Origin of the sequence: Streptococcus mitis (assembly GCF_026782865.1) — a bacterium.
GTDB classification, from domain to species: Bacteria; Bacillota; Bacilli; order Lactobacillales; family Streptococcaceae; genus Streptococcus; species Streptococcus mitis_CG.
Window position 1 is genome coordinate 1 of record NZ_JAKUXK010000005.1, and the last position, 25096, is coordinate 25096.

25 protein-coding genes are annotated in these 25096 nt (G+C 38.5%); 2 read left to right on the top strand and 23 right to left on the bottom strand.

Annotated elements, in window-relative coordinates:
• Window positions 1-16 precede the first annotated feature (16 nt).
• Entirely contained in the window at window positions 17-1384 is a 1368-nt protein-coding gene (gene rlmD / locus MK482_RS03795; RefSeq protein ID WP_268718024.1) for a 23S rRNA (uracil(1939)-C(5))-methyltransferase RlmD, read from the bottom strand.
• A gap of 37 nt (window positions 1385-1421) precedes the next feature.
• Here rlmD and recX point away from each other — a divergent pair, with 37 nt between their 5' ends.
• Together recX and MK482_RS03805 are read left to right on the top strand one after the other, a co-directional pair.
• Entirely contained in the window at window positions 1422-2198 is a 777-nt protein-coding gene (gene recX / locus MK482_RS03800) for a recombination regulator RecX (RefSeq protein WP_268718025.1), read from the top strand.
• Window positions 2199-2286: 88 nt separating this feature from the next.
• On the top strand, window positions 2287-2820 hold the full coding sequence (locus MK482_RS03805; RefSeq protein WP_000775316.1) for a DUF402 domain-containing protein: 534 nt from the start codon (window positions 2287-2289) through the stop codon (window positions 2818-2820).
• Between the two features lie 70 nt (window positions 2821-2890).
• On the opposite strand, the gene MK482_RS03810 is transcribed toward MK482_RS03805, so the two are convergent.
• The 22 genes from MK482_RS03810 to MK482_RS03915 form a co-directional block, all read right to left on the bottom strand.
• On the bottom strand, window positions 2891-3658 hold the full coding sequence (locus MK482_RS03810) for an epoxyqueuosine reductase QueH (protein ID WP_268718026.1): 768 nt from the start codon (window positions 3656-3658) through the stop codon (window positions 2891-2893).
• Between the two features lie 136 nt (window positions 3659-3794).
• Window positions 3795-5417, bottom strand: a complete 1623-nt coding sequence (gene groL, locus MK482_RS03815) for a chaperonin GroEL (protein ID WP_173875849.1) — start codon at window positions 5415-5417, stop codon at window positions 3795-3797.
• A gap of 15 nt (window positions 5418-5432) precedes the next feature.
• The gene (gene groES / locus MK482_RS03820; protein ID WP_268718027.1) at window positions 5433-5717 is read right to left on the bottom strand and encodes a co-chaperone GroES; all 285 of its coding nucleotides are present in this window, start codon (window positions 5715-5717) and stop codon (window positions 5433-5435) included.
• Window positions 5718-5871: 154 nt separating this feature from the next.
• The gene (locus tag MK482_RS03825; protein WP_268718028.1) at window positions 5872-6267 is read right to left on the bottom strand and encodes a single-stranded DNA-binding protein; all 396 of its coding nucleotides are present in this window, start codon (window positions 6265-6267) and stop codon (window positions 5872-5874) included.
• Window positions 6268-6343: 76 nt separating this feature from the next.
• Complete coding sequence (locus MK482_RS03830; protein ID WP_268718029.1) at window positions 6344-7105, bottom strand: SDR family NAD(P)-dependent oxidoreductase; 762 nt, start codon at window positions 7103-7105, stop codon at window positions 6344-6346.
• Between the two features lie 41 nt (window positions 7106-7146).
• Window positions 7147-7773 carry a YtpR family tRNA-binding protein gene (ytpR, locus tag MK482_RS03835; protein ID WP_268718030.1) on the bottom strand — a complete coding sequence of 209 codons (627 nt, stop codon included), beginning with the start codon at window positions 7771-7773 and terminating at the stop codon, window positions 7147-7149.
• A gap of 15 nt (window positions 7774-7788) precedes the next feature.
• Window positions 7789-8106, bottom strand: a complete 318-nt coding sequence (locus tag MK482_RS03840; protein ID WP_000615777.1) for a thioredoxin family protein — start codon at window positions 8104-8106, stop codon at window positions 7789-7791.
• A complete protein-coding gene (locus tag MK482_RS03845) occupies window positions 8103-8402 on the bottom strand; it encodes a DUF4651 domain-containing protein (protein WP_268718031.1) in 300 nt (99 codons plus the stop codon). Before MK482_RS03845 ends, MK482_RS03840 begins: the two co-directional genes overlap by 4 nt.
• Before the next feature lie 249 nt (window positions 8403-8651).
• Window positions 8652-9536 (bottom strand): N-acetylmuramoyl-L-alanine amidase family protein, encoded by an 885-nt coding sequence (locus tag MK482_RS03850; RefSeq protein ID WP_268718032.1) that lies wholly within the window; start codon window positions 9534-9536, stop codon window positions 8652-8654.
• A 116-nt stretch (window positions 9537-9652) separates the two neighbouring features.
• Window positions 9653-11260: a CTP synthase gene (locus tag MK482_RS03855; RefSeq protein WP_268718033.1), complete on the bottom strand. Its 1608-nt coding sequence runs from the start codon at window positions 11258-11260 to the stop codon at window positions 9653-9655.
• A gap of 236 nt (window positions 11261-11496) precedes the next feature.
• Window positions 11497-12084, bottom strand: a complete 588-nt coding sequence (rpoE, locus tag MK482_RS03860; RefSeq protein ID WP_268718034.1) for a DNA-directed RNA polymerase subunit delta — start codon at window positions 12082-12084, stop codon at window positions 11497-11499.
• 336 nt (window positions 12085-12420) lie between these two features.
• Window positions 12421-13914, bottom strand: a complete 1494-nt coding sequence (locus MK482_RS03865) for a hypothetical protein (protein WP_268718035.1) — start codon at window positions 13912-13914, stop codon at window positions 12421-12423.
• Between the two features lie 120 nt (window positions 13915-14034).
• The gene (locus tag MK482_RS03870) at window positions 14035-16008 is read right to left on the bottom strand and encodes a UvrD-helicase domain-containing protein (protein ID WP_268718036.1); all 1974 of its coding nucleotides are present in this window, start codon (window positions 16006-16008) and stop codon (window positions 14035-14037) included.
• Entirely contained in the window at window positions 15975-18101 is a 2127-nt protein-coding gene (locus MK482_RS03875) for an ATP-dependent nuclease (protein ID WP_268718037.1), read from the bottom strand. The genes MK482_RS03870 and MK482_RS03875 overlap by 34 nt, the downstream gene beginning before the upstream one ends.
• Window positions 18102-18192: 91 nt before the next feature.
• The gene (locus tag MK482_RS03880; protein WP_268718038.1) at window positions 18193-20844 is read right to left on the bottom strand and encodes a valine--tRNA ligase; all 2652 of its coding nucleotides are present in this window, start codon (window positions 20842-20844) and stop codon (window positions 18193-18195) included.
• Window positions 20837-21415: an AAA family ATPase gene (locus MK482_RS03885; protein ID WP_268718039.1), complete on the bottom strand. Its 579-nt coding sequence runs from the start codon at window positions 21413-21415 to the stop codon at window positions 20837-20839. Before MK482_RS03885 ends, MK482_RS03880 begins: the two co-directional genes overlap by 8 nt.
• On the bottom strand, window positions 21415-21975 hold the full coding sequence (locus MK482_RS03890; RefSeq protein WP_268718040.1) for a GNAT family N-acetyltransferase: 561 nt from the start codon (window positions 21973-21975) through the stop codon (window positions 21415-21417). The genes MK482_RS03885 and MK482_RS03890 overlap by 1 nt, the downstream gene beginning before the upstream one ends.
• Before the next feature lie 279 nt (window positions 21976-22254).
• Entirely contained in the window at window positions 22255-22650 is a 396-nt protein-coding gene (locus tag MK482_RS03895; RefSeq protein ID WP_000038635.1) for a helix-hairpin-helix domain-containing protein, read from the bottom strand.
• 95 nt (window positions 22651-22745) lie between these two features.
• Entirely contained in the window at window positions 22746-23000 is a 255-nt protein-coding gene (locus MK482_RS03900) for a DUF1912 family protein (protein ID WP_000119706.1), read from the bottom strand.
• Window positions 23001-23009: 9 nt separating this feature from the next.
• Window positions 23010-24344, bottom strand: a complete 1335-nt coding sequence (locus tag MK482_RS03905) for a DUF438 domain-containing protein (RefSeq protein ID WP_268718041.1) — start codon at window positions 24342-24344, stop codon at window positions 23010-23012.
• Window positions 24344-24577, bottom strand: a complete 234-nt coding sequence (locus tag MK482_RS03910; RefSeq protein ID WP_000368739.1) for a DUF1858 domain-containing protein — start codon at window positions 24575-24577, stop codon at window positions 24344-24346. The genes MK482_RS03905 and MK482_RS03910 overlap by 1 nt, the downstream gene beginning before the upstream one ends.
• A 265-nt stretch (window positions 24578-24842) precedes the next feature.
• On the bottom strand, window positions 24843-25025 hold the full coding sequence (locus MK482_RS03915; protein ID WP_020902202.1) for a hypothetical protein: 183 nt from the start codon (window positions 25023-25025) through the stop codon (window positions 24843-24845).
• Between the last annotated feature and the right edge of the window lie 71 nt (window positions 25026-25096).

Consider the following 25096-nt stretch of genomic DNA (forward strand, 5'->3'; position numbering starts at 1 on the left):
CACTTTTCTAACTTTGTCAACACCTTTTTGAAATTTTTTTAATTAATTTTACAACAGCTTCAGTTCGAGCGGTGTGTGGAAACATATCGACCGACTGAATATAATGGATATCATAGACTTCTACTAACCTCACCAAATCACGAGCCAAGGTCGAAACATTACAAGAAATATAAACCATTTTTTCTGGTACATAGGTAAGAATTGTATCTAATAACTTATCATCCAGACCTGTACGTGGTGGATCTACGATCAGAGCATCTGCTCGGTAGCCTTCTTTATACCAGCGAGGAATAATCTCTTCCGCTATTCCTGCTTCGTAATGTGTGTTGTCAAATCCCATTCTTTTAGCATTTCGCTTAGCATCTTCAATAGCCTCTGGAATAATATCCATACCTCTGAGTGTTTTAACTTTCTTTGCGAAGGCAAATCCAATCGTTCCAACTCCACAATAAGCGTCAATCAAATGGTCTTCTTTATCAACATCCAGAGCTTTTACCGCCTCACTATAGAGGACTTCTGTTTGTTCAGGATTTAGTTGATAGAAAGCTCGAGGAGATAGTGAAAATTCATAATCGAGTACACCTTCTTGAATACTCTCTCGTCCCCAGATAATCTCTGTCTTTTCACCATAAATCTCACTGGTTTTAGCTGTATTTGTATTCACAGCTACTGTCACAACTTCTGGAAAGTCTTTAACTAAGTCTTTTACTAGTTGGGTTAAATTAAGCTGACGGTTTGTAACAATAATAATCTGAACCTGTCCAGTCTTTCTTGCTCGTCGGACCATTATCGTTCTAACACCTAGAACTTTTCTCTCATCCGTGATTGGAATCTGGTGATAAGTAAGTAATTCTGCTAAACGATTAGCAATCACTTGAGTTTCCTTATCTTGTACTAGGCAGTCTTTCAACTCTACTAAATAGTGGGAGTTTTGTGCATATAAGCCCGCCTTGACCTGATTCTTAAATTTTCGAGTCTGAAATTGTAACTTAGCACGGTAATATTTTGGTTCCTGCATACCAATTGTCGGACGAATTTCATAGTTTTCATATCCTGTAGGGGCAAATTTTTTCAGCGCTTGATAAAGCAAGTCAGTCTTGAACTCCAGCTGCTTATCATAATGCAGGTGCATGATTTGGCAGCCTCCGCACTCATTGTAAATAGTACATGCTGGCACAACACGGAATTTAGACTTCTTGTTGACCTTCAGTAATTTTGCCTCGACAAAGTTACGTTTAATAGAAGTAATCTGACAATAGATATCTTCACCTTTGAGAGCACCCGGCACAAAGACTAATGTTTTTTGATAAAAGCCGATTCCCTCACCATTAATTCCCATGCGCTTGATTTTTAATGGTATTTTTTGTTTCACTTTCAGATTCATACCCCTATCTTAACACATTTTGAGTTATAATAGAACTATGAAAATCACAAAACTTGAAAAGAAAAAAAGACTCTATCTGATGGAGCTTGATAATGGCGACAAATGCTACATTACTGAAGATACTATTGTTCGCTTCATGTTATCAAGAGATAAGGTGATAAGTGAAGAAGAATTGAAAGAGATTCAGGACTTTGCTCAATTTTCTTACGGTAAGAATCTAGCTCTCTACCACCTATCCTTTAAAGCGCGCACTGAAAAAGAAGTCAGAGAATATCTGAAAAAATACAATATTGATGAAAACATAGTTTCTCAAGTCATTATTAATCTTAAAGAAGATAATTGGATTAATGATGGTCAGTACACTTATGCTATCATCAATGCCAATCAACTTTCAGGAGACAAGGGTCCTTATGTACTGACTCAGAAACTAACACAAAAAGGGGTTTCAAAATCTACTATAGCAGAGATTTTAAAAGAATTTGATTTTTCGGAAGTTGCTCAACGTGTAGCTAATAAACTATTAAAAAAATATGAAGGAAAACTTCCAGCTCGTGCCTTGCAAGATAAGATTTTCCAGAACTTGACCAACAAGGGATTCTCTTACTCTGATGCTAAAAGTGCCTTTGACCAGTTGGATAGTCAAGTTGACCAAGAAACGACTCAGGAACTCATCTTCAAGGAACTTGATAAGCAATATGCTAAGTATGCTCGAAAGTATGAAGAATACGAACTTAAACAGCGTTTAACTCAAGTTTTAGCTCGAAAAGGCTACGATTTTTCGGATATAGCAAGCGCTCTCAGAGAATATCTTTAATATTTTCATGTAAAATTCACAGATTTTAGGTAATTTTATGGTACAATAGTAAACGATAAACTTATAAATTGTAGAAAGTTGGTTAGTTATGAAGCTTCCAAAAGAAGGCGACTTTATTACAATTCAAAGTTATAAGCATGATGGGAGTCTCCACCGAACTTGGCGGGACACCATGGTACTAAAAACAACAGAAAACGCCATTATTGGTGTCAACGATCATACACTGGTTACCGAAAGTGATGGTCGTCGTTGGGTCACTCGAGAACCGGCTATTGTTTACTTTCACAAGAAATATTGGTTTAATATCATTGCCATGATTCGCGATAATGGAATTTCCTACTATTGCAATATGGCTAGCCCCTACTATCTGGATGAAGAAGCACTGAAGTATATTGATTACGATTTGGATGTTAAAATTTTTACAGATGGGGAAAAACGTCTCTTGGACGTTGAGGAGTATGAGCGTCACAAACGCAAAATGAATTATTCTGATGACTTGGACTATATTTTAAAAGAACATGTCAAAATTCTTGTTGATTGGATTAACAATGGACGTGGACCTTTCTCAGAAGCCTATGTAAACATTTGGTACAAGCGCTATGTAGAACTAAAGAATCGGTAAAGTTGTCAAACTAGGGTGAAAGCCCTGGTTTTTTTATTTTAAAAACCCAGTTTTTCAGCTGGGTTGTTCTCTATATATCTAATTTCGTAACAGTAAACTTGATATGAGAATAGTCTTTTTCAACATCCTTATCCAGCAAGAAAGCTGTAGCATCTTTCTTAACCTGAACAAGGTCAATATTCTGAGCCTGGGCTGCATAGACACATCCGCAATAACATTGACGATAGATATCATACTCTTCACACATCTCTACCGAACGTTTGTAGCCTTGATTTTTCTTGAAATCACTTGGAAGATAGTGGGTTGTATAAATTTTTTGCACATCGATTCCGATGCTATTAATGGTTTGAGAATTCTTATGAGGACTGATGGTCAAGGCTGAGCCAAAGTAGTCAAATCCCAAGTCCATAGCCACTTGAGCTGTCTTATCCAGTCGGTAGTCAAAGCAAACTTTGCAACGGTCGCCACCTTCTGACTCCTCCTCTAATCCTCTAACTAGTTTTCGGTATTCATTGGGTTCGTAGGGAGCTTCTAGGTACTGAACCGTATTTCCTGTCCGCTCATTAAAATCACTGACAAATTTCTTGGTAACATAGGCTCGCTTATGGTATTCTGCCTTGGGATGGATATTAGAATTGGCAAAATAAATGGTCACGTCTGCATACTTGGTCAAATATTCTAGAGTATAGGTACTGCAAGGGGCACAGCAAACATGCATGAGAATGGTTGGTCGTTGCTCATTTTTCTCCCATACTTGTACCATCTTCTGCATGACACGGTCATAATTAATCTTCTGATTGGGGTTCATCTTGCTCAGAATTTCTTCTACATCGATCATGTTCTTCTCCTTTTTCTAGTCTTATTTTATCATATAAGTTAAGAGAGCTCAAATCAATTTAGAAGTGAATAGCATAAAAAGGAGGAATTGTCATTCCCTCCTTTTTTATTTTTATAAGTTCTTTTCTATAGAAAGCTTACATCATACCGCCCATCATGCTTGGATCCATTGCTGGAGCTGGGGCTACTGGTTCTGGTTTATTGGCTACGACTGCTTCCGTAGTCAAAATCAAGCTGGCTACAGATGCTGCATTTTGTAGAGCTGAACGACTCACTTTAACTGGGTCGATAATCCCTTGATCAATCATATTGACCCATTCGCCAGTTGCTGCGTTGAAACCTGTACCAAGTTCGGCATTTTTCAAACGATCGATAACGATAGATCCTTCAAATCCTGCATTGTGCGCAATTTGACGAACAGGTTCTTCCAAGGCACGGAGAACAATATTGCGTCCTGTTGCTTCATCTCCTGTCAATTCCAAATCAGCTACGGCTGGGATAACATTTACAAGGGCTGTTCCACCACCTGCAACGATTCCTTCTTCAACAGCTGCACGAGTAGCGTTTAGGGCATCTTCAATGCGGAGTTTCATTTCTTTCAACTCAGTTTCAGTTGCGGCTCCGACCTTAATAACCGCTACACCACCTGACAATTTCGCCAAGCGTTCTTGTAATTTTTCACGGTCAAATTCAGAAGTTGTGGTTTCGATTTGAGACTTGATAACTGCAACACGGTGAGAAATCGCTTCAGGATTTCCGGCACCTTCTACGATAACAGTGCTATCTTTGTCCACAGTTACTCTCGCTGCTTGACCAAGAGCTTCAATTGTCGCATCTTTCAACTCAAGACCAAGGTCTTCTGTGATAACTGTTCCGCCTGTTAAGATGGCAATGTCTTCGAGCATGGCTTTGCGACGGTCACCAAAACCAGGTGCCTTGACTGCTACCACATTGAAGGTTCCACGAATCTTATTCAATACAAGGGTTGGAAGAGCTTCACCATCTACATCATCCGCAATAATCAAGAGGGGACGATTGCTTTGGAGAATGCTTTCTAGGAGCGGCAAAATTTCTTGGATATTTGAAATCTTCTTATCTGTAATCAAAATGTACGGATTTTCAAGGTCAGCCACCATTTTTTCGCTATCTGTCACCATGTACTGTGAAAGGTAACCACGGTCAAACTGCATACCTTCTACAACTTCAAGCTCTGTTTCCATACCACGTGACTCTTCGATGGTGATGACTCCGTCTTTACCAACTTTTTCCATGGCTTCAGAAATGTATTCGCCGACTTTTTCAGAACGAGAAGATACGGCAGCAACCTGAGCAATGGCTTCTTTGTTGGCAACAGGAATAGCATTGTTTTTCAAGGCTTCAACTGCTGCGGCAACTGCTGTTTCAATCCCACGACGAATACCGATTGGGTTTGCACCTGCTGTGACGTTTTTGATTCCTTCACGGACGATTGCTTGGGTCAAAACAGTTGCAGTTGTAGTCCCGTCACCTGCGATATCATTGGTTTTTGAAGCTACTTCTGATACCAATTTGGCACCCATATTTTCAAAATGGTCTTCCAACTCGATTTCTTTGGCAATAGTCACACCGTCATTGGTAATCAAGGGTGAACCGAATGACTTTTCAAGAACGACATTACGGCCTTTTGGTCCCAAGGTTACTTTAACAGTGTCTGCAAGGATATCGACACCACGAACCATAGCTGAACGGGCATCTGATGAAAATTTAATTTCTTTTGACATACTTACTTTCTCCTTCTATTCTTCAATGATAGCCAAGATGTTCGCTTCGCCAACGATAATGTACTTTTCATTGCCGTCTTTGACATCAAGACCTGCGTGGGCTTCAACTAAGACACGATCTCCAGGCTTAACACTTGGAGCTACCAAGTCACCGTTCAAGGTACGAACACCTTGTCCAGTAGCTACAACTTGGGCTGTTTTGGTTTTTTCTTGGGCTGAACCTGCGAGGACAAAACCTCCAACAGTTTGTTCTTTTTCTTCGATTTTCAAGACCACACGGTCTCCTAATGGTTTCAACATCTGATTTCCTCCATGATGACTACATATTGTTAGCACTCTTTATATCTGAGTGCTAATTTATAGTTCTATTGTATCACTTGGTCAGAAATAGTCAAGAAAAAAGTCTGACTTTCTCAAGATAAAAAGCCTGAGACCAACTCAGACTTTTTAATGTTTAAAATGGCAATTCTTCCTCTTCCAAAACCAAATCCGCCAAATCTTGGCCTGCATTATTTTCACGCATAGCACGTTGGGCACGACTTTCCAAGAGTTGGAATCCTATCACAAGTACTTCGGTCACGTAGTTCATTTGACCATTTTTCTCAAAACGACGGGTACGAAGTTCTCCATCCACAGAAATGAGACTTCCTTTGGTTGCGTAACTTGCCAAGGTTTCTGCTAATCTGCCCCATAGGACCATATTGACAAAGTCAGCTTCTCGTTCCCCATTTTGGTCTTTGTAACGACGATTTACAGCGATAGTTGCGCGCGCCACTGACTTGTCATTGTTGGTTTTGTGCAATTCTGGTGTAGACGTCAAGCGTCCAATTAAGATAACTTTATTATACATTTTTCTTCCTCCTACTTATCTATTCGTAGGAAATCAAAAAAAGTTACAGAAATTTGTAACTTTTCGAGGAAATTTTTTACTTTTTATGAACCATGAAACCTGTCGCCTGTTGATTTGCCATAATGGTCATATCTGTAATCTGAACACGACGAGGTTGACTGGTCGCATAGACTACTGTGTCTGCAATATCCTGAGCTTGCAAGGCTTCGATTCCTTGGTAAACGGACGCAGCTCGTTCTTTATCACCATGAAATCGCACTGTGGAAAAATCTGTTTCGACAATTCCAGGCTGAATGGTCGTCACCTTGATATCCGTTGCGATGGTATCAATTCGCAGACCATCTGAAAAGGTCTTAACCGCTGCCTTGGTAGCTGAATAAACTGCTGCACCTGCATAGGCGTAGATTCCTGCGGTTGACCCCATGTTGATGATATGTCCTTGATTGGCTTTTACCATTGCTGGCAAGAAACAGCGAGTAACTGCCATCAAACCTTTGACATTGGTATCCAGCATGGTCAACATATCCAACTCTTCATAATCCTGATAGGGTGCTAAACCTAGAGCCAGACCGGCGTTATTAACCAAGACGTCAATCTTCCCTATCGTTTCTAGAATATCAGAGCAGACATTCTTTACCATGGTCATATCTGTGACATCTAGCGGAAAAGTCCAAACTGTCTGATTTGGGAAGGCTTCTGCAAACTCCGACTTAAGGGCTTCTAGTCTGTCTGTCCGTCGTCCGGTTAGAACGATATTCTCACCCTGCTTCAGATAAGCACGCGCAATCGCTTCACCAATTCCTGATGTCGCTCCTGTAATCACAACATTTTTTGCCATCTTATTTCCTTCTATCTGGTCTATCAGATATTAACAACTTCTTAGGCAGTCCAGTGTTTAGCTGGATCAAATGGAGTTCCAACAACTTGGTCTTCTGATAATTCAATAATCCCTCGTTTTTGCGGAGCATTTGGCAAGGCAAGTTCACGAGGACTGCACATCATTCCAAAACTCTTTTCACCACGAAGTTCACCTGGGAAAATGAGGTTGCCTTTTGGCATCATTGCTCCAGGAAGAGCCACAATGGTTTTCAACCCGACACGCGCATTGGGAGCTCCTGCAACGATTTGTACAGTCTTATCACTAGCGACTGCAACTTGGCAGATGTTGAGGTGGTCACTATCTGGATGGGCTACCATCTCGACAATTTCACCAACAACAAACTTAGGTTCCTTGTCATTGACAATTTGTTCTGCAAATCCTTCTGCCTGCAACTCTTGGTTCAAACGAGCGACTTGCTCATCTGATAAAAAGACTTGACCGCGCTCTGCAATTTCAAACAAACTTGAAACTTCAAAAATATTCCAAGCCACTGTTTTCCCATTATCTTTGAGGAAAACACGAGCTACCTTGCCTTTGCGATCCACATCTAGTTTGGCATCTCCGCTATTTTTCGCGATGACCATAAGGACATCACCGACATGTTCTTTATTATATGTAAAAATCATTGTTTCCTTTTTCTCCTATTTCAGTCCTGCTAAAAAGTCGTTAATTTGTTGCTTGCTTTTACGGTCGCGATTAACAAAACGACCAATTTCCTTGTCTTTTTCTAGAACAACAAGGCTAGGGATTCCATATACATCCCAGAGTTTGGCCAAATCCATATACTGGTCTCGGTCCACTCGAATAAAGGTGAACTCTGGATTGGTCTCCTCAATCTCTGGCAAGGCAGGATAGATATAACGACAATCGCCACACCAGTCTGCCACAAAAAGGAAGACCTTCTTGCCATCTTTTTCTACTAAAGATGCCAATTCTTCTAAACTTGCTGGTTGTATCATAAGACTTCCTCCTCATAGACTAGGTCTTCATTTTCATAGACAAAGGTATAATGACGGCCATCCTCAAAAATGATGCCACCAACCAAGCTCTCTAGACTGCTTTCATAGACTTGAACATAGAGGGTCGCAATTTCCCCCATGTCTGAAAAATGGTCTCGCACAATCGCTGTCAACTCTTCCTGAGTCTTCATGAGCTTACGGTCATCTGCAACTTTTTTCGTAGCAAGGACAAGGCTCCCAATACCAAGCAGAGCCAGACCTGCCATCCACATTTTTTTAGCTTTCATACCATTCATTTTAACACAAAAAAGGCTTTAGGACAAATGAGGAAGTAGCAGAAACGCAAGTAAAAAGCCCCTTCCTTTAAGGAAAAGGACTTCTTATACTCAACGAAAATCAAAGAGCAAACTAGGAAGCTAGCCGCAGGCTGCTCAAAGCACTGCTTTGAGGTTGTAGATAGAACTGACGTAGTCAGCTCAAAACACTGTCTTGAGGTTGTGGATGAAGCTGACGTGTTTTGAAAAGATTTTCGAAGAGTATTATTCTTATTGCCAGGCGCCTGAGTTACCAACGTAATAACCATCAGGCGTGTAGGTATTGCGAAGCATCTTACCTGATGAAGCTAGATAATACCACTTACCATTGTCTTTGACCCAATCATTCGCAATCATGGCACCAGAAGAACTTACATAATACCATTCTCCCTTGTCATAAACCCAATCATTCTGCACTAAGTGACCTTGTTGTTGATAGTACCAGTTTTGGTTTGATTTTAGCCAACTTTCTGCTTTTACAATCGGATAAAGTTCTTTGAAAGACCCTCCATCATATTTATGACTGATAGATTTTAGTTTTTCAAGTTTCAACTCGCCATTGTCATAGTCTGCCCAAGCAAAGACTTTTTGATCATTGACAGTCTCTGGTAAGGTAGCAGTGTAAGTCTTGGTGTGATAATCCCATTTAGCATCGAGGTAAGTGTATTGATCATTTGATTCTTCAATACGATAGTAACCTCTCTTTCCACTATCATTATGAATATCATCCACAACTTTCGTTGACCAGGTCTTCACTTCGTTTCCGCTCTTAGCCTCGACCTTGATATCTCCTCTATAGCCATAAGGTACGTAAAAATTCAGGTAACGCCCCTCTACACCCATCATAGACTTGTCCTTTTCTTGACCTAGGAAATTGACAGTTTGATCTTGACCATCGAGACTAACCGTCCACTCGATTTTCTCGGTTTTTGGCAAATCCAAGACTTTGATATCCACTTCATGACCATTGTTAAACCGAAGAATCTTGCCATCTTGATACTGCACTCCACACTTAACAACCCATTCTTCTTTAAGCTCAAATGCCTGCCCTGAATGTGGAAAAGCCAGTAAAGCTAGACCAGCTAGAGACAAACCAAATAATGTGATTTTTTTCATTGTAGTTCCTTAGTTGTTGTTATGTTAATTATGTCACTATATTTTTATTTTGCAAATTATATCCTAAATATGCAATCAAAAAACCTCTGAGATTCTTCTCAAAGGTTCTGATTTTGCTAATTACTATTCTCAACCGCTGCAGTAATAAAGGCTGTGTAGAGTTCTTCTGGACGATTTGGACGGCTTGACAGTTCAGGGTGATACTGACACGCTACAAAGAATTTATTTTCTGGAATTTCCACGATTTCGACCAAACGATTGTCTGGAGAAACTCCTGAAAAGACAAAGCCTGCTGCCTCAAACTGCTCACGGAAGGCGTTGTTAAACTCATAGCGGTGACGGTGACGGCGTTGCACCACTTCTTGATTGTGATAAGCAGCCGCAGCCTTAGAGCCACGTTTCAACTTAGATGGATAAAGTCCCAAACGAAGGGTTCCACCCATATCCTCAACATCAATCTGATCACGCATGATATCAATAATAGGGTATTTTGTTTCTGGTGCAAGCTCTGCAGAATTGGCACCTTCAAGACCCAAAACGTGACGAGCAAACTCGATACAAGTCAACTGCATTCCCAAGCAGACTCCCAACATTGGAACATCATTCTCACGCGCATAGCGGATGACTTGGATTTTCCCTTCCGTACCACGTTGACCAAAACCACCTGGTACGATGATTCCGTCCGCATCAGACAAAAGCTCTGCCACATTCTCTGCTGTCACATCATTGGCATTGATCCAATTGATTTTAACTTCTGCATCATTGGCATAACCAGAGTGTTTCAAGGCTTCGACCACTGAGATGTAGGCATCTTGCAACTCCACATACTTACCGACAAGAGAAATTTTAACTTGTTTTTTCAGGTTCATGACCTTGTCCACCATGGCTGACCATTCTGTCATATCTGCTACTGGTGCGTCTAATTTCAAATGGTCACAGACAATTTGGTCCATGCCTTGTGCCTGCAAGTTCAATGGAATTTGGTAAAGGTGTTCAACATCTAATGATTCAATAACGGCTTCTGGTGCCACATCACAGAACTGGGCTAGTTTGTTTTTAATTCCTTGACCAGCTGGCTCTTCTGTACGAATAACCAACATATTTGGTTGGATTCCCAATCCACGCAATTCTTTGACAGAGTGTTGGGTTGGTTTGGTCTTCATTTCACCAGCAGCCTTGAGGTAAGGAAGCAAGGTTGTATGGATGTACATAACATTATCCGCCCCCACATCTGCCTTCATCTGACGAAGGGCCTCTAAGAATGGCAAGGACTCGATATCTCCTACTGTTCCACCAACTTCTGTGATAATGACATCAGAATCAGTCGTTAGAGCGGCACGCTTGATTTTTTCTTTCAAAGCATCTGTGATATGAGGAATAACCTGAACAGTTGCCCCAAGGTATTCTCCACGACGTTCCTTACGAAGAACTTCACTGTAAATTTTACCAGTTGTCACGTTGGAATATTTGTTGAGATTGATATCAATGAAACGTTCATAGTGACCCAAGTCCAAATCTGTCTCAGCTCCGTCATCTGTCACAAAAACTTCTCCGTGCTGGTAAGGACTCATGGTTCCCGGATCAATATTGATATAAGGGTCAAATTTTTGAATGGTTACTTTAAGACCTCGATTTTTCAAGAGACGGCCCAGACTCGCTGCAACAATCCCTTTCCCAATAGACGATACCACACCACCAGTTACAAAAATATATTTCGTAGACATAGATTCCTCTTTCTAAAATGCTCAAGGCCTTGTTAACTACGAGGGGACATAGAAAACAAGACCCTACTAATAAGAATAATCTGGGACGACTACGCCAGATTCACAACTAAAATACAAGAAGATAACTTCTTGAAAAAACAAAAATAGCTCCCTAAGAACTAGGGAGCCCCGACCTCTAAAAGAGGTGCCCGAACAATATGATACCTAAAAATAGGATAATTGTCAATAGCTAATTTTTATTCCTCGATGTTTTCAGAATCATCGTCTGAAAACTCATCGTCTTCTTCGTTGAGATCCACGTCTTCACCCAAGTCATCTGGGGCGATTTCGTTGATTTCTGCATCATAAGCTTCCACTTCATTTTTCTCATCATCTGGATTTTCATCATCGTATGAAAGAGCAGGATCTGCTTCGTATGCATCTTCGTCTTCTGGATCATCTGCATTGTAGTCAATGGCATCTGAATCACCATCCATGAAGGCATTGACACGTTTTTTCTTAGCTTTTGGTGAGACTTCATCGTCATCATTTTCTTCAAGAGCGATGATTTCTTCATCGATTTCGTCCACACCATACCATGAACGAAGCCCCCACTTGTTGTCTCCAAGTGAGATGAAGCTACCGTCAAAGTTCAACTCTGTGTAGAACAAAGGCAAGGCTTCACGGATATCGCTGTTTGATGTTCCAAGGTAGTTTTGAATTTCGTTTACAAGATCGCTAAAATGCATCTCATGATCGCGACCACGAAGTTCCAAGATAGCACGCGCTACCTCAATCATAGATAGTTCACTTTTTTCTTGCCCAGCAAATACTTCTAATTCCAAAGCGTTTCTCCTCATTTATACTACTATCGCCAGAGTGAACAGACTCTGACCTCATTTTATCATTTACTCTTTATTTTACGATAATTTTGCAGAATAGTCAAAGGTTAAATGGGAGAAAGTGACAGGACTTTTTATTTCTTTGCTACCCAGCCGATGGTGTCGCTAGGTAGATTTTCGCTATCAATCCAGATGAATTCAATACCGATGATATATTAAATTAAGCTACAATATCGTACTTCCCAAAGCGGTTCGAACTTGTAGAATTAGTCATGTAGTAACCTGCTTTCTAAAAATTATTAGCTTTAATATGGTTAACTAAACTCATTAATTTTTTAATTATCTTATCTTAAAAATATCCTGATTTATAAAACGAAGCAATGATTCCTCAGGAACTTCAAGTAACTCACTTCTGTGATTAAACTTATCTTCAAATATATAAGTCACAATACCATTTTTTAATTCAATCCAGTATCGACCGTGCATAATTGCATTCCTTAGTCTTTCAACTATATAAGCTGTTCTCAAGTCTCTATGAGTTTGGATTCCATATTTATCTTTATTTTTTTGATAGTAGGTATATAGTGCAAGAGGATTTTTTAAAAAGATACCTTGTACGCTAATTTTAGAATAGTTAATTTTAGGTAAATCATCATCTTCCATACGAGATGCAATATTAAACATCCGTAAAATTTCAAAAGAAAATTTAAAGCAAAGGAATTTATCAGAATCCTCTTGTAACTCTTTTAAACTATCTATAATCTGCTCTAGTCTATTGACTCCAAGATATCTATCTCTTAAATAATCAATCAATCGGTCATTCAGCTGAATTAAGTGAACCAAAAAATTTGAAAATTCCGTTTCAAAATCAAATAAGAATTTTATTTGATTGATAAAATCGTGTACATCACTCCAGTTGTATCTGTTTAAATAGAACTCAAGATAGTTACTTAAATCGTCATTGTTAATATTTTCAATTCGATAGTCTAGATTATATTTTTTAATAAATTGTTCGATTACCCTTTTATTATTACTTTGCAGAATATCTGTAAATTGATTCATCGGGTGACTTTTATCGAAACCAGCGTATTTTATATTAAAATTTTTCGGGAGTGTCACTTTGTAAAATTTAGTTTCTTTTTTTTGAAAATCCACTTCAAACCAAGAATGTTTATATGATATACCAGAGGTAGAATAATTTGAAAAGAATTGCTGAATAAAAAGATGCAAAATTGGTTCAAAAACAAACCCAATTTCTTTAGTTTGTCCCTTATCATGGTTATAAATTGAAAAATTACTTAGAAACCCCGTAGAATCATTTGCATAAAAACCGTATTGCATATGTGAGTAAGCATTCCTTACTATCTTGAACTGATCCCAAACTCGTCTATCTTCTCCATCTAGTGAGTAAAAAAATGAATCAAATTTATTAATGCGTATTTTAAAAAGATTATTCAAATACTTCTTATAATTTTCTAAAAATGGGCGTTCTCGTATAAAGAGTTTTGAATCATTCAATCTGTCAAAAAATGGTTGAAAGGCAAATTTGTCTTTCAAATAAGCATTATAAACCTTCTCATTATTGAAAGTTAATAATACTGCATCCAGAAATATTCTAAATCTATTTAAATCAATAATACTTAAATTATCAAATTGACCTTGTTTTAATTTATTAATCAGTTCATCTATTACAATCTCATCATAATATATATCTTGATAATAATCAATCATTTTGAAATTATTATTCAAATAGTCGTCGTTTAAGTCTTTTGAATCTAATATATTCAATGGTTGATTAAACCACGATTTATATTTTTCGTAATCGTCTGCCACTATTTCACCAACTTCTTCATCTCATCAATTCGTGCTACGGTCGTATCATACTTGCTCCTACGTTTACTTCCGCACGCGCATTACGAACAGCACGGATTAGATACTTCAGACTTTGTATATCTATATCTGAAAACCAATTTGTTTGAAATAATTCTCAAATTCTTTCATATATTCGATTTTATTTTCATCAATTAACACAACTAATTCTTCTTCAGCTCGAGAACATCCAACATAAAAAAGTTTGTAGGCTGTTAAGGTAGATCTAACCATACGATTATTTAAAATAATTCTTATATCCGCGAGACTAGTATTTCTTTGAAGTTGAAGCGTATTTTGATTCAAGCAGATAGATTTAAAGTATTCATTATCTAAATACTTCTTATAGATATTATGAAAATAATCAAAGTATTGTTCTCTATCTGCTGCTTTAATTTCCCTAATTTTTTTTCCTAGTTTCTCTTCTAGTGATAAAATATCACAATTAAAATCATAATAAAACTGTTGAAACTTATCGAAATTAAATGAAATATTTTGAGTATAAAAATATGTAAATAGGTTTAGGAATTCATATATCTTAATACCTGGGTTACCTGAATCCTCAGCTACAAATAGTATCTTTTTATGCCCTTCTCCCTTTACTCCATGTTGTGTTGACACCATAGGATTTCTATTATATTCATCAATCAATTTAAATAATTCGATTGATAAAGAGAATAAATCAATATAGAGAAAAGAGCCATCTCTTTCATATAAGGATATAAATTTATAGAAATCACTACTAATAATTCTCTCATTAACTAATTCCTGAAGTACAGTTTCCAGCGAAGAATCAGATTCTAATAATTCAATAAAGAAATTCATTTTTTCTTTCAGTTTTACCTTATCCTCATGAAGTTCAATTTTCAAAAGATGGCTATTAAAAACTGAAATAGATTTACCAAAAGATAAGTTTCTTTTGCTATTCTTGAAGATACGAATCACTTCACCATAATTTTTATTTTTATATTCATTCAACACTTGAAATAACAAACTTAAAAAAGACATTAGCACATCAGGATTTTCATCATAGTTGCTGTTTGTCAAAACATCCATTACACTAACACGACCATTATTAGGGTATATTTCCTGATATATTTTATAGATTTCTTCAGCAGACTTTCCACTATTATTGATGTTTTTGAACCTTTTTTTATTAATTGTTCTTAATTTATAAAACTCTTCGTAAGCCTCTCTATTATCAAATAAATATTTTTCAATGTTATCTGTGAAGACTAATTGAGGGAATTGACCTTTTTTGCCTTTGTATGCTACTTGTTTTACTCTAGAAGAAGATTGATATAAATTATTTAATAAATCAACTATTTCTTCAGAGGATCGGTAATTGGTGGTAAAGGTTTTTGAGAGATTACCATCAAATTCTCTAAATTCAGTTTCAAACGAACCATCATATTTATTATAAATTTCTTGCATCTTGTCTCCAAGAAAATAAACATTTGTTGAACTATCTTTAGCCGAATTATAAAAAAATCTCAAAATATCTGCATTTGTATCTTGAACCTCATCAATGAAAATATAATCATACATCTCACGTAACTTAAACCCAATTTTAGGAAATCTATCTATTAATTTAAATGAAAAGTTCAATAAATCATCATGAGATAAACCACCATTTAACACGGATGAGTATTGTCGTTCATTATAATAAATTTCATATAAATTTAATTTTATTGTCTCCTCAGAAACTTCACCCTCTACTTGAAATTTTTCTTTATATCTATTTAATTTTGTTTCTTCTTTGAGTGTAGTCTCAATTTCTTCTTTATAAATTTCAAGATAATAGTCTATAACTTTCTCATTTCTAAAGAATGGCTTTAAAAACTTATTTAAGAAACTATGAATAGTTGATATTTCAACGTTTGGAGAAACAATTCTTTCCTGCATTACTTGGGAGGCTCTATTAGTATAGGTAATACACAAAATTTTAACAAATGGTTCATTATTAAGAATATCGTTAATAGTCTTACTAATAAAGTAAGTCTTGCCACTTCCAGCAGGAGCATTTATTTTGTAGAAGTTATTTTGTTGTTGAGCCATAATAATCCCTCCTCGATATAATTAGGTAGTATTTCAACTTCTTTGCCATTCATGATAATTGAATACATAAAGTCGGTTTTGTCCAAACTATTTACAACATCTCTGATACTGATTGCTAATCCTTTTTTAGTCGGGATGGAAAAAACTAATTTTGATTTGCTATTTATATATTTCCAAAAATCTCTCTTATGTTTTATAAATACACCTTTATTCTTATTCTTATTCACATTCCTATTTGCTTGATTATATTTTCTAGACTTTATCTTTCTTTTTACTCTTTTTACGTTCACAAACGCTGTAATCATTTGTGAACGGTACTTTCTTCGATTTACTTCAGAATAAGGAGGGATAGGAAAAAGTAGTTTATATAAAATTGCTTCTTCTAAAGTTCTGGAATAACCATCATGACATGTTTGAGTGAAAACTTCTATATTTTTCCTTCTATTTTCTCTTTGTTGTTGATATATACTGCCAACGTTTTTATTCTCACCAGATAATATTGAGTTTAAAGTCGCATTAGAAGATTTATCACTATCTATTCCCTCTAATTCCTCCCTTTCTTTATCGTAATCAATATCAGTAAAGACACAGGCCGTCATTCTCAATTCATTTAATAGTGGAAAATATTTATGTGCGTGAGCTCCACCACATTGACAATAACTTATATATTGACGAGTTAAATTTATATATTTTGAATGTTTCCTATTAATCAAACTTTCAAAATACATTCTCTCTGCATCACCCTCATAAAAGATAACAGCATCTGAAAAAATTAAATCTGCGAAATTCAATTTAAAAAATGTTTCATAAAATTTTTTATCTCCATTATTAACAATAAATTGATGCAAATCAATTATACGATTCATAAAATTATTTTCTGAACGAATGACTTTTATATCATTTACATCTACATTTTTTACAATTTCAGTTGAATGAGTTGTAATAATTCCTTGTAGATTTTTTTGTTTACTAAAAATAGTTTCAATATAACTAACTAGTACTTTCTGCATTTGTATATGCATATGTGCTTCAGGTTCTTCGATAACAAATAGATTAACAGTAGTTGGTTGAATTGTTCTTCTAAATCTATCAATTTGGAGGCTCATATAAATTAGATTACTAACCCCAAGACCTTGAGATTCTTCAGTTAAAGTAAACAAAAATTCATCAGTACTATGTGAATAATTGATTAATAAACTATCCTTAATCAAGTTCAATAAATTCTTTTCGTTAAAATGAAATTTCGCTTCCAAAGCTTCAATTTCATTTTTTGATACATTGTCTAGACTATCTTTTAAGTCAGATAAAACTTGTTCTGCTTCTTTTTGAATACTAGAATCAATTTCTGATTCAGCTAAATCATTAGCTATTTTATTTTTTAATTCATCAAATTTACTATCCCATATAGAATCACGGTCAGTGGAATCAGATGATGAAATAATCGATGTAGTTATCTTTTTATTTTTAAGATTTTCATCATCTAGTTCTCTATCAGCAGATATATATTCAAAATGGAATAGTTTTTTAAAATCTTTATATTCAATAATTTTCTTATTATTGAAATCCTTATCAGCATAAAAATAAACACTTTCTGTATTTTGTTCTATGATTTCTTGAAGTATTGTAGCTGATTTGATATCTTGTTTAATAAATTCTTCTTTTATTACCTCTGTATTGAGTTTATAATTGTATTCAAAGTAAAAGTTCCGCATATCATCTTCTAGATCCATTAGGTAGTTTGCAAATAGACCTATGGATTCCTCCACATCATAGGACAATACAATTTGAAGTTTTATTTTTATATGTTCATTAATATAATTTATAAATTCAATGAACTTCTCGTCCTTAAAATCTGAGGAAAGATCTAATTCCTTAACTTTTTTATCCAACAAAGACTTTAATGAGATAGAAAAATCATTAAAACCCACTGACTTTCTTGATTTATTATTGAAAACAATGTCTAACAGCTGAATAAGCGAAGTTTTTCCACTATTGTTTGCTCCTGCTAAAATAGCAAAATTTCCATGATTTAAATTTATTACGCTCTTATTAAAGCGTCTATATCCTTCGATAGTAATTTTATCAATTCTCATAAATATTTCTCCTTTTATTAAAAAGTAAGCGCTGTCAAAAGTGGTGAAAAGATAAACCTAAATATTATGATTTAAGTTTATCTTTCTATGTTTATTTCACCAACTTCTTCATCTCATCAATACGTGCGACTGTCGCATCGTATTTAGCTTGGTAGTCGGCTTGTTTGTCGCGTTCTTTTTGGACGACTTCTGGTTTAGCATTGGCTACGAAGCGTTCGTTAGAAAGCTTCTTGCCTACCATATCCAGTTCTTTTTGCCATTTAGCCAGTTCCTTGTCTAGACGAGCCAATTCTTCTTCGACATTGAGGAGGTCTGCCAGCGGCAGGTAGATTTCTGCTCCGGTGATGACGCTTGACATAGCCAGTTCAGGTGCAGGGATGGTTGAGGCAATTTCCAAGTGTTCTGGATTTGTGAAACGTTTGATGTAGTTGACATTGCTGTTAAAGAAAGCTTCCAAGTCGCTATCACTTGTCTTAACAAGGATGGTGATTGGCTTGCTTGGTGCAACGTTTACTTCCGCACGGGCATTACGAACGGCACGGATCAAGTCTTTGAGACTTTCCACACCAGTGTGAGCTGCAAGGTCTTCAAAGGCTGGATTGACAGTTGGGTATTCTGTTGTGACGATAGAGCCTTCTGAGATTTGTCCAAAGATTTCCTCTGTCACAAATGGCATGATAGGGTGGAGGAGACGAAGGATCTTGTCCAAAGTGTAAAGGAGAACAGAACGTGTGATGACTTTCTCTTCTTCGTTATCGCTATAAAGGACTTCCTTGGTCAACTCAACGTACCAGTCCGCAAACTCGTCCCAGATGAAGTTGTAGAGGATGTGACCAGCCACACCAAACTCAAACTTGTCAAAGTTAGCAGTAGCTTTTCCGATTGTTTCATTGAGGTTGTGGAGAATCCAGCGGTCTGTGACATTTCCAGCTTCCTTGTTGACAACTTTTTCCACATTAGCAGTTGCCTGCTCAAGGGTTAAACCTTCATTGTTCATGAGGATGTAGCGAGAGATGTTCCAGATCTTGTTAATAAAGTTCCATGAAGCATCCATTTTCTCATAAGAGAAGCGCACGTCTTGTCCTGGGGCAGAACCGTTTGAAAGGAACCAGCGAAGGGCATCGGCACCATATTTCTCGATAACATCCATTGGGTCAATTCCGTTTCCGAGAGATTTAGACATTTTACGTCCTTGCTCGTCACGGATGAGACCATGGATAAGCACGTTTTGGAATGGCTGACGACCAGTGAATTCCAATGATTGAAAGATCATACGAGACACCCAGAAGAAGATGATGTCGTAACCTGTTACTAGGGTTGACGTTGGGAAGTAGCGTTTGAAGTCTGCTGAGTCCACATCCGGCCAGCCCATGGTAGAGAATGGCCAAAGAGCAGAGCTGAACCAAGTATCCAAGACATCTTCGTCTTGAGTCCATCCGTCACCTTCTGGAGCTTCTTCGCCGACATATATTTCACCCTCAGCATTGTACCAAGCAGGGATTTGGTGACCCCACCAGAGCTGACGAGAGATTACCCAGTCATGGACATTTTCCATCCATTGGAGGAAGGTATCATTGAAACGAGGTGGGTAGAATTCTACCTTGTCGTCTGTGTCTTGATTGGCAATAGCATTCTTAGCCAATTGGTCCATCTTAACGAACCACTGAGTAGACAAGCGTGGCTCAACCACTACACCTGTACGCTCTGAGTGACCAACACTGTGGACACGTTTTTCGATTTTAACGAGGGCACCGATTTCTTCCAACTTAGCAACGACTGCCTTACGAGCTTCAAAACGGTCCATGCCTGCAAATTCGAAGGCAAGCTCGTTCATAGTTCCGTCGTCGTTCATGACGTTAACTTGTGGCAAATTATGACGTTGACCAACCAAGAAGTCGTTTGGATCGTGGGCAGGTGTGATTTTCACGACACCCGTACCAAACTCAGGGTCTGCGTGTTCGTCCCCAACGATTGGAATCAATTTATTAGCGATTGGAAGGATGACGTTTTTACCAATCAAATCCTTGTAGCGTGGGTCTTCCGGATTGACCGCAACGGCAACGTCCCCAAACATAGTCTCAGGACGAGTTGTGGCAACTTCAAGGGCGCGTGAACCGTCTTCCAGCATGTAATTCATGTGGTAGAAGGCGCCTTCTACGTCCTTGTGGATAACTTCGATATCAGAAAGGGCTGTGCGAGCAGCTGGGTCCCAGTTGATGATAAACTCACCACGATAGATCCAACCTTTCTTGTAAAGGTCCACAAAGACCTTACGAACAGCTTTTGACAAACCTTCGTCAAGAGTGAAACGCTCGCGAGAATAGTCCACAGAGAGCCCCATCTTGCCCCATTGTTCCTTGATAGTAGTGGCATATTCGTCTTTCCATTCCCAGACCTTGTCGAGGAATTTCTCACGACCGAGATCGTAACGTGTAATGCCCTCTCCACGCAAGCGCTCCTCAACCTTAGCCTGAGTCGCAATCCCCGCGTGGTCCATCCCCGGAAGCCAAAGCGTATCGAAACCTTGCATGCGTTTTTGACGGATGATGATATCCTGCAAAGTCGTATCCCAAGCGTGACCAAGGTGAAGCTTACCAGTTACGTTTGGTGGCGGAATCACGATTGAATAAGGCTTAGCCTTTTGATCGCCTGAAGGCTTGAAAACATCAGCATCAAGCCATTTTTGGTAACGACCAGCCTCAACCTCGGCTGGATTGTATTTAGGTGAAAGTTCTTTAGACATGTGTTTGTCCTTTCTCTATTTTGTTCATTTTATTTTGAATTTGCTTAGCAGCTTCTTTTGCAGTCAAACTCGTATTATTTATTTTAAAGTAGTGGTGCAACTCATTCGGTTGATGTTGGGAATTTAATTGAAGGGTTTCAGTGGTCTCTAAAATTTCTCTTTCAGATATCTCAATATGCCGTTTCAAGGGCTTGTACTTCAACCGGTTCTCCGTTCGATTTCGACGTAAACGCTCCTCAAGACTTGTTTCCAACTCCACAAAAAGAATCTCTTGATGATAGTCATCCAACAAATCCTGAATTTGCTTCAAATACATCAGCTGGTACTGATTTGAAAAATCAATTACGTCTGTTAAAATTACTGATCGCTGATTTCTTGCACTTGCTCCAAGGAAAGAAAAGGTGATTCCACGAACAAATTCCCACATCTCCTCTGTATAATCCTGATAGATTTCTAATGCAAAATCGATGGCTTGATGGTTATAAAAGAGGGTAGCATTCGTCAGTCGAGATAACTCTTGACCAATCGTCATTTTCCCAGAAGCTGGAGCCCCAATGATGAAAAGATGCATCAAATCACCCCCCACTCACTCCTCAGCAAGCCATATATCAGACTGTCACAGCGGTTCCCTTGAACATCTTTACGGTCTCGGATACGAGCTTCGAGGGTAAATCCAAGCTTTTCTGCAACTCGTTGACTTTGAAAGTTATATCCAAAGCAAGACAATTCAATCTTGTGAAGATCCAAATCTTTAAAGTCTAAGTCAATCAAGGCAAACGCTGCTTCTGGTACGTAGCCTCGACCCCAATAGTCTGGATGCAAGGTATAGCCAAGCTCTAGCACATCATCCGCATGGCGATGGTTGAAGTCAACAGAACCAATGACTTTATCTGTTCCTTTGACGACAATCCCATAGCCAGCTGGGAGCTTGTCCTTTTGATTGCGCTCAGGAAGAATGTGCTCCAGATAGTAAATCTCATCTTCCAAGGTCTTGACGGGCGGAAAGCCTGCTGGACAGGCGACTTCTGGCAGACTAGCGTAGGCATGAATATCTTCGGCGTCAGTCACTGTACGAACTCGCAAGACGAGCCGTTCGGTTTCTAAGCGTTCTGGTAATTCAGCTCTTGACATTCTTCTCACCTCACTTTCTACAAAAAATCGCCCCTGCCATCTACATGACAGGGACGAATGTGCTTATCCGCGGTACCACCCAATTTCGGGCCAAGCCCGCAACTCTCGTCTTTAAAACAAAAAGACACTTTTATTTCAATTTTTCATCCATTAGCAACTAGTTTTGACACATTTGTGGACTTCTCAGCACCGCCACTTTCTGTAAAATGTGGGATTCAAAACACCTCTAATGGCTCTATTGTAGCAAGTTTTTCTTGGAAATGCAAGACACAAGAAAGATTACTTGAACTTGATGCCATTTTCCTTCAATTTCTTGATGGTAGCTGGTCCGATTCCTTTCAAGGCAAGGAGTTCTTTTTCAGTCCAGTTTTTGAAATCTGAAGCAGACTTGATTCCTTCATCATAGAAAGTTTTGGCACGATCAAGTGGAAGTCCACCCAAGTTTGCTGCAAAATCTTCTACAGAATTGGCTACTTTTTGAGCTTGCTCTTTAGTAGCTTCTACTGCTTGTTCAACTTTTTTAGAAACAGCCTTACCAGCTTGGCTCGCTGACTGCTCTGCACGTTTCACGACTTTTTTTGTCTCTTCTACAACCTTAGTCACAGTACTTGAAAAGGCACCTGCGCGACGGAGGCTATTTCGTAATTGTTTTTTACGATTGAGTTTCTTTGACATGATAAAATCCTTTCAATAAAAAACCCCTGCTCTGACAAGGATTTAATATAAATATTCTATCAAGATTTTAGTAAAAAATCAAGAACCTATCTCGTTTAATAATTTCGCTCACCGAATAAGCCATCTGGCAAATCATGGAATCCCTTGCCTGCCTTGAAGTTTTCAAACTTACCAAGCAAGAACTGATAAGCATCCAAGCGACTTTCGTAGCGAATCATGGCATCTTTGGCACGCTCGTCTTGGTCTTCTTCGTAGACTTTTTGACTTTCCTTGTGCGCCATGTCGTTGATCATAATCTGGGTATTAACCCAGGCTTCAAATTCCTTCATAAATTCTTGTTCGTAACTCATTTTTTCTCCTTATTCTAATCCACGGAAATAGTCCGTGTCAATCTCTCGGTAGGGCTGGATATCCTGAACATACTCCAGCACTCCTTGGAATTCTCCGTTTTCATCGTGCACTGCTGCGTAGGTGATGTGGACAAACTTGCCTCGCGACTCAGACTTGAACCACATCTCATACTTGTCCTTGACTCCTTCACGAAGTCCCTCCATGATAGTCTTGACCTTGTCCAAATACTTAGGCGGATGACAGAGTTCAACATTGCGTCCGACTTGGGACGGGGTCCGTTTGAAGATCATCTCATCAGCTGGCGCATTGTCATTGTAATACTGGAAAATATCGTCTTTATTGACAAAAGTAATCTCCATAGGGAGATGATTGAGAATGAGATTGGCCTGCTCGACTGAGAGATAGCCATTGCCAAAAGCCTGTTGACTATGGCGGTCCAGCACTGCTTCCTTTTCCTTAGGGGTAAAGGTAATGGTAAACTGCCCTTCTGGCGTATCGATAACTTGTTTAACTTGACCTTCTGCCATATCTAGCTGTACGGGCTCCTCTGCACTCTTTTCCTCAACAAAACTCTGTCTTTCTGGCACCCATTTCTCAGACGGACGGATGATGGCATAGCCGTAGGCATCACTCTCCTCTGCAATCTGAAGCCAATCATCCTGAGTAAAGGACTCAAGGAGAATCATGAGAAGGATGGACTCTTCCTTGAAAATCATACTTTCAAACTCTGTCGCAAAGGCTTCAAAAGCTTCTTTCACAGTAGAAATCGGCACTTCAGGTAGTGACTTAGCTGTCATTAGAGCTGTTTGAAAGAGTCCCCTGATCTGATCATCAACTCCCCACATAACTTTAGGAGGTGAATCGTGACCATAGCGCTCCATGATGGGGAAAAAGAGCTCTTCCTTGCGCTGGTAGTGGATGTCAAATTGACCTACAAGTCCCATCTGACGCACCAAGCCCTTGCGCATCTCCGCCAGCATTTCCTCGTCTTCCATAGATTCATAAGTATCTAACAATCTCCGAATGCGAATCAAGGCCGCACGGAGGGCCAGATTTTCATCCTTGAAAACGCGAACTGGGTGGCCAGGGTGTTCGGTATCCTCTACTTCGACACCTTTAATAGCATTTTTAAAAAGATTGGCATGGACATCGCAGAGTTCCATGACATCTTCAAAAGTGACGCCCGAGTCCGAGTTCATCAGCTCGTGCTCCATGAGGGAAATCTCGATGGCTGAAACACCTGTAAAGGTCGCATCAAAGCTCTCCTGAACTGATTCAGGAGAGGCGCCATTATGCAATTCTAACAAAATATCCCGCAGGACATGAATCCGTTCATCTGCCATTAGTCTAACCCAATCACTTCGTAGCCGTTTGCTTCCAGCGTGCGGACAATCTTGTCCATAGGGGTTCCTTCAAGCTTAGAGCCCTGTTTGAGCGATACTTTGCGACCAACTGTATTGCGCATTAAGGGATTGGCAAGGGGTTTAAATCCCAGCTCCACTAGGATTTCCAAGACTTCTGGATGCTTGTCCACCACTTCTGCAACGGGAATTGACACATCGATGATATTGTCCATGACGACCTCCATTGTATGTTCTAAAATGATTTTGCTGCTTATATTATACCATATGGAAAGAGATTAAAAAACTAGCAGTGTAGTTCCTGCTAGTTCTCTGCGACTTGGATTACCATCTAGATAAGTTTAAAGAGCCAATCCAATATCTTAAACACTATCTTGTAAAACAATAATTGGACTGCAAAAGAGATGAACATCCACAAGAATTTCACAATTCCAATAATTGGTTTGATAAAAATAATGGCAAGAAGTCCCCAAAAAAATTTCATTTTTTATCCTCTGGCTTAATGAGCCACCGAGCTGTATCCATTAGCTTATCTGCAATAAAGAGTTTCCCAAAACCAACAACGACATTGTCATCTTTCTTTATCGTTTTCATTACTTTTACACCTTGCATGGTCAAAATGTAATTACCATAAATTTTAGCAAAAGCTTTGATAGGCCCCATATTATCTTCCCTCGTTTAACTACACTTTCAAAATATTGAAGATACCAGTCTTGCTGGCTATTTCTGTGAAA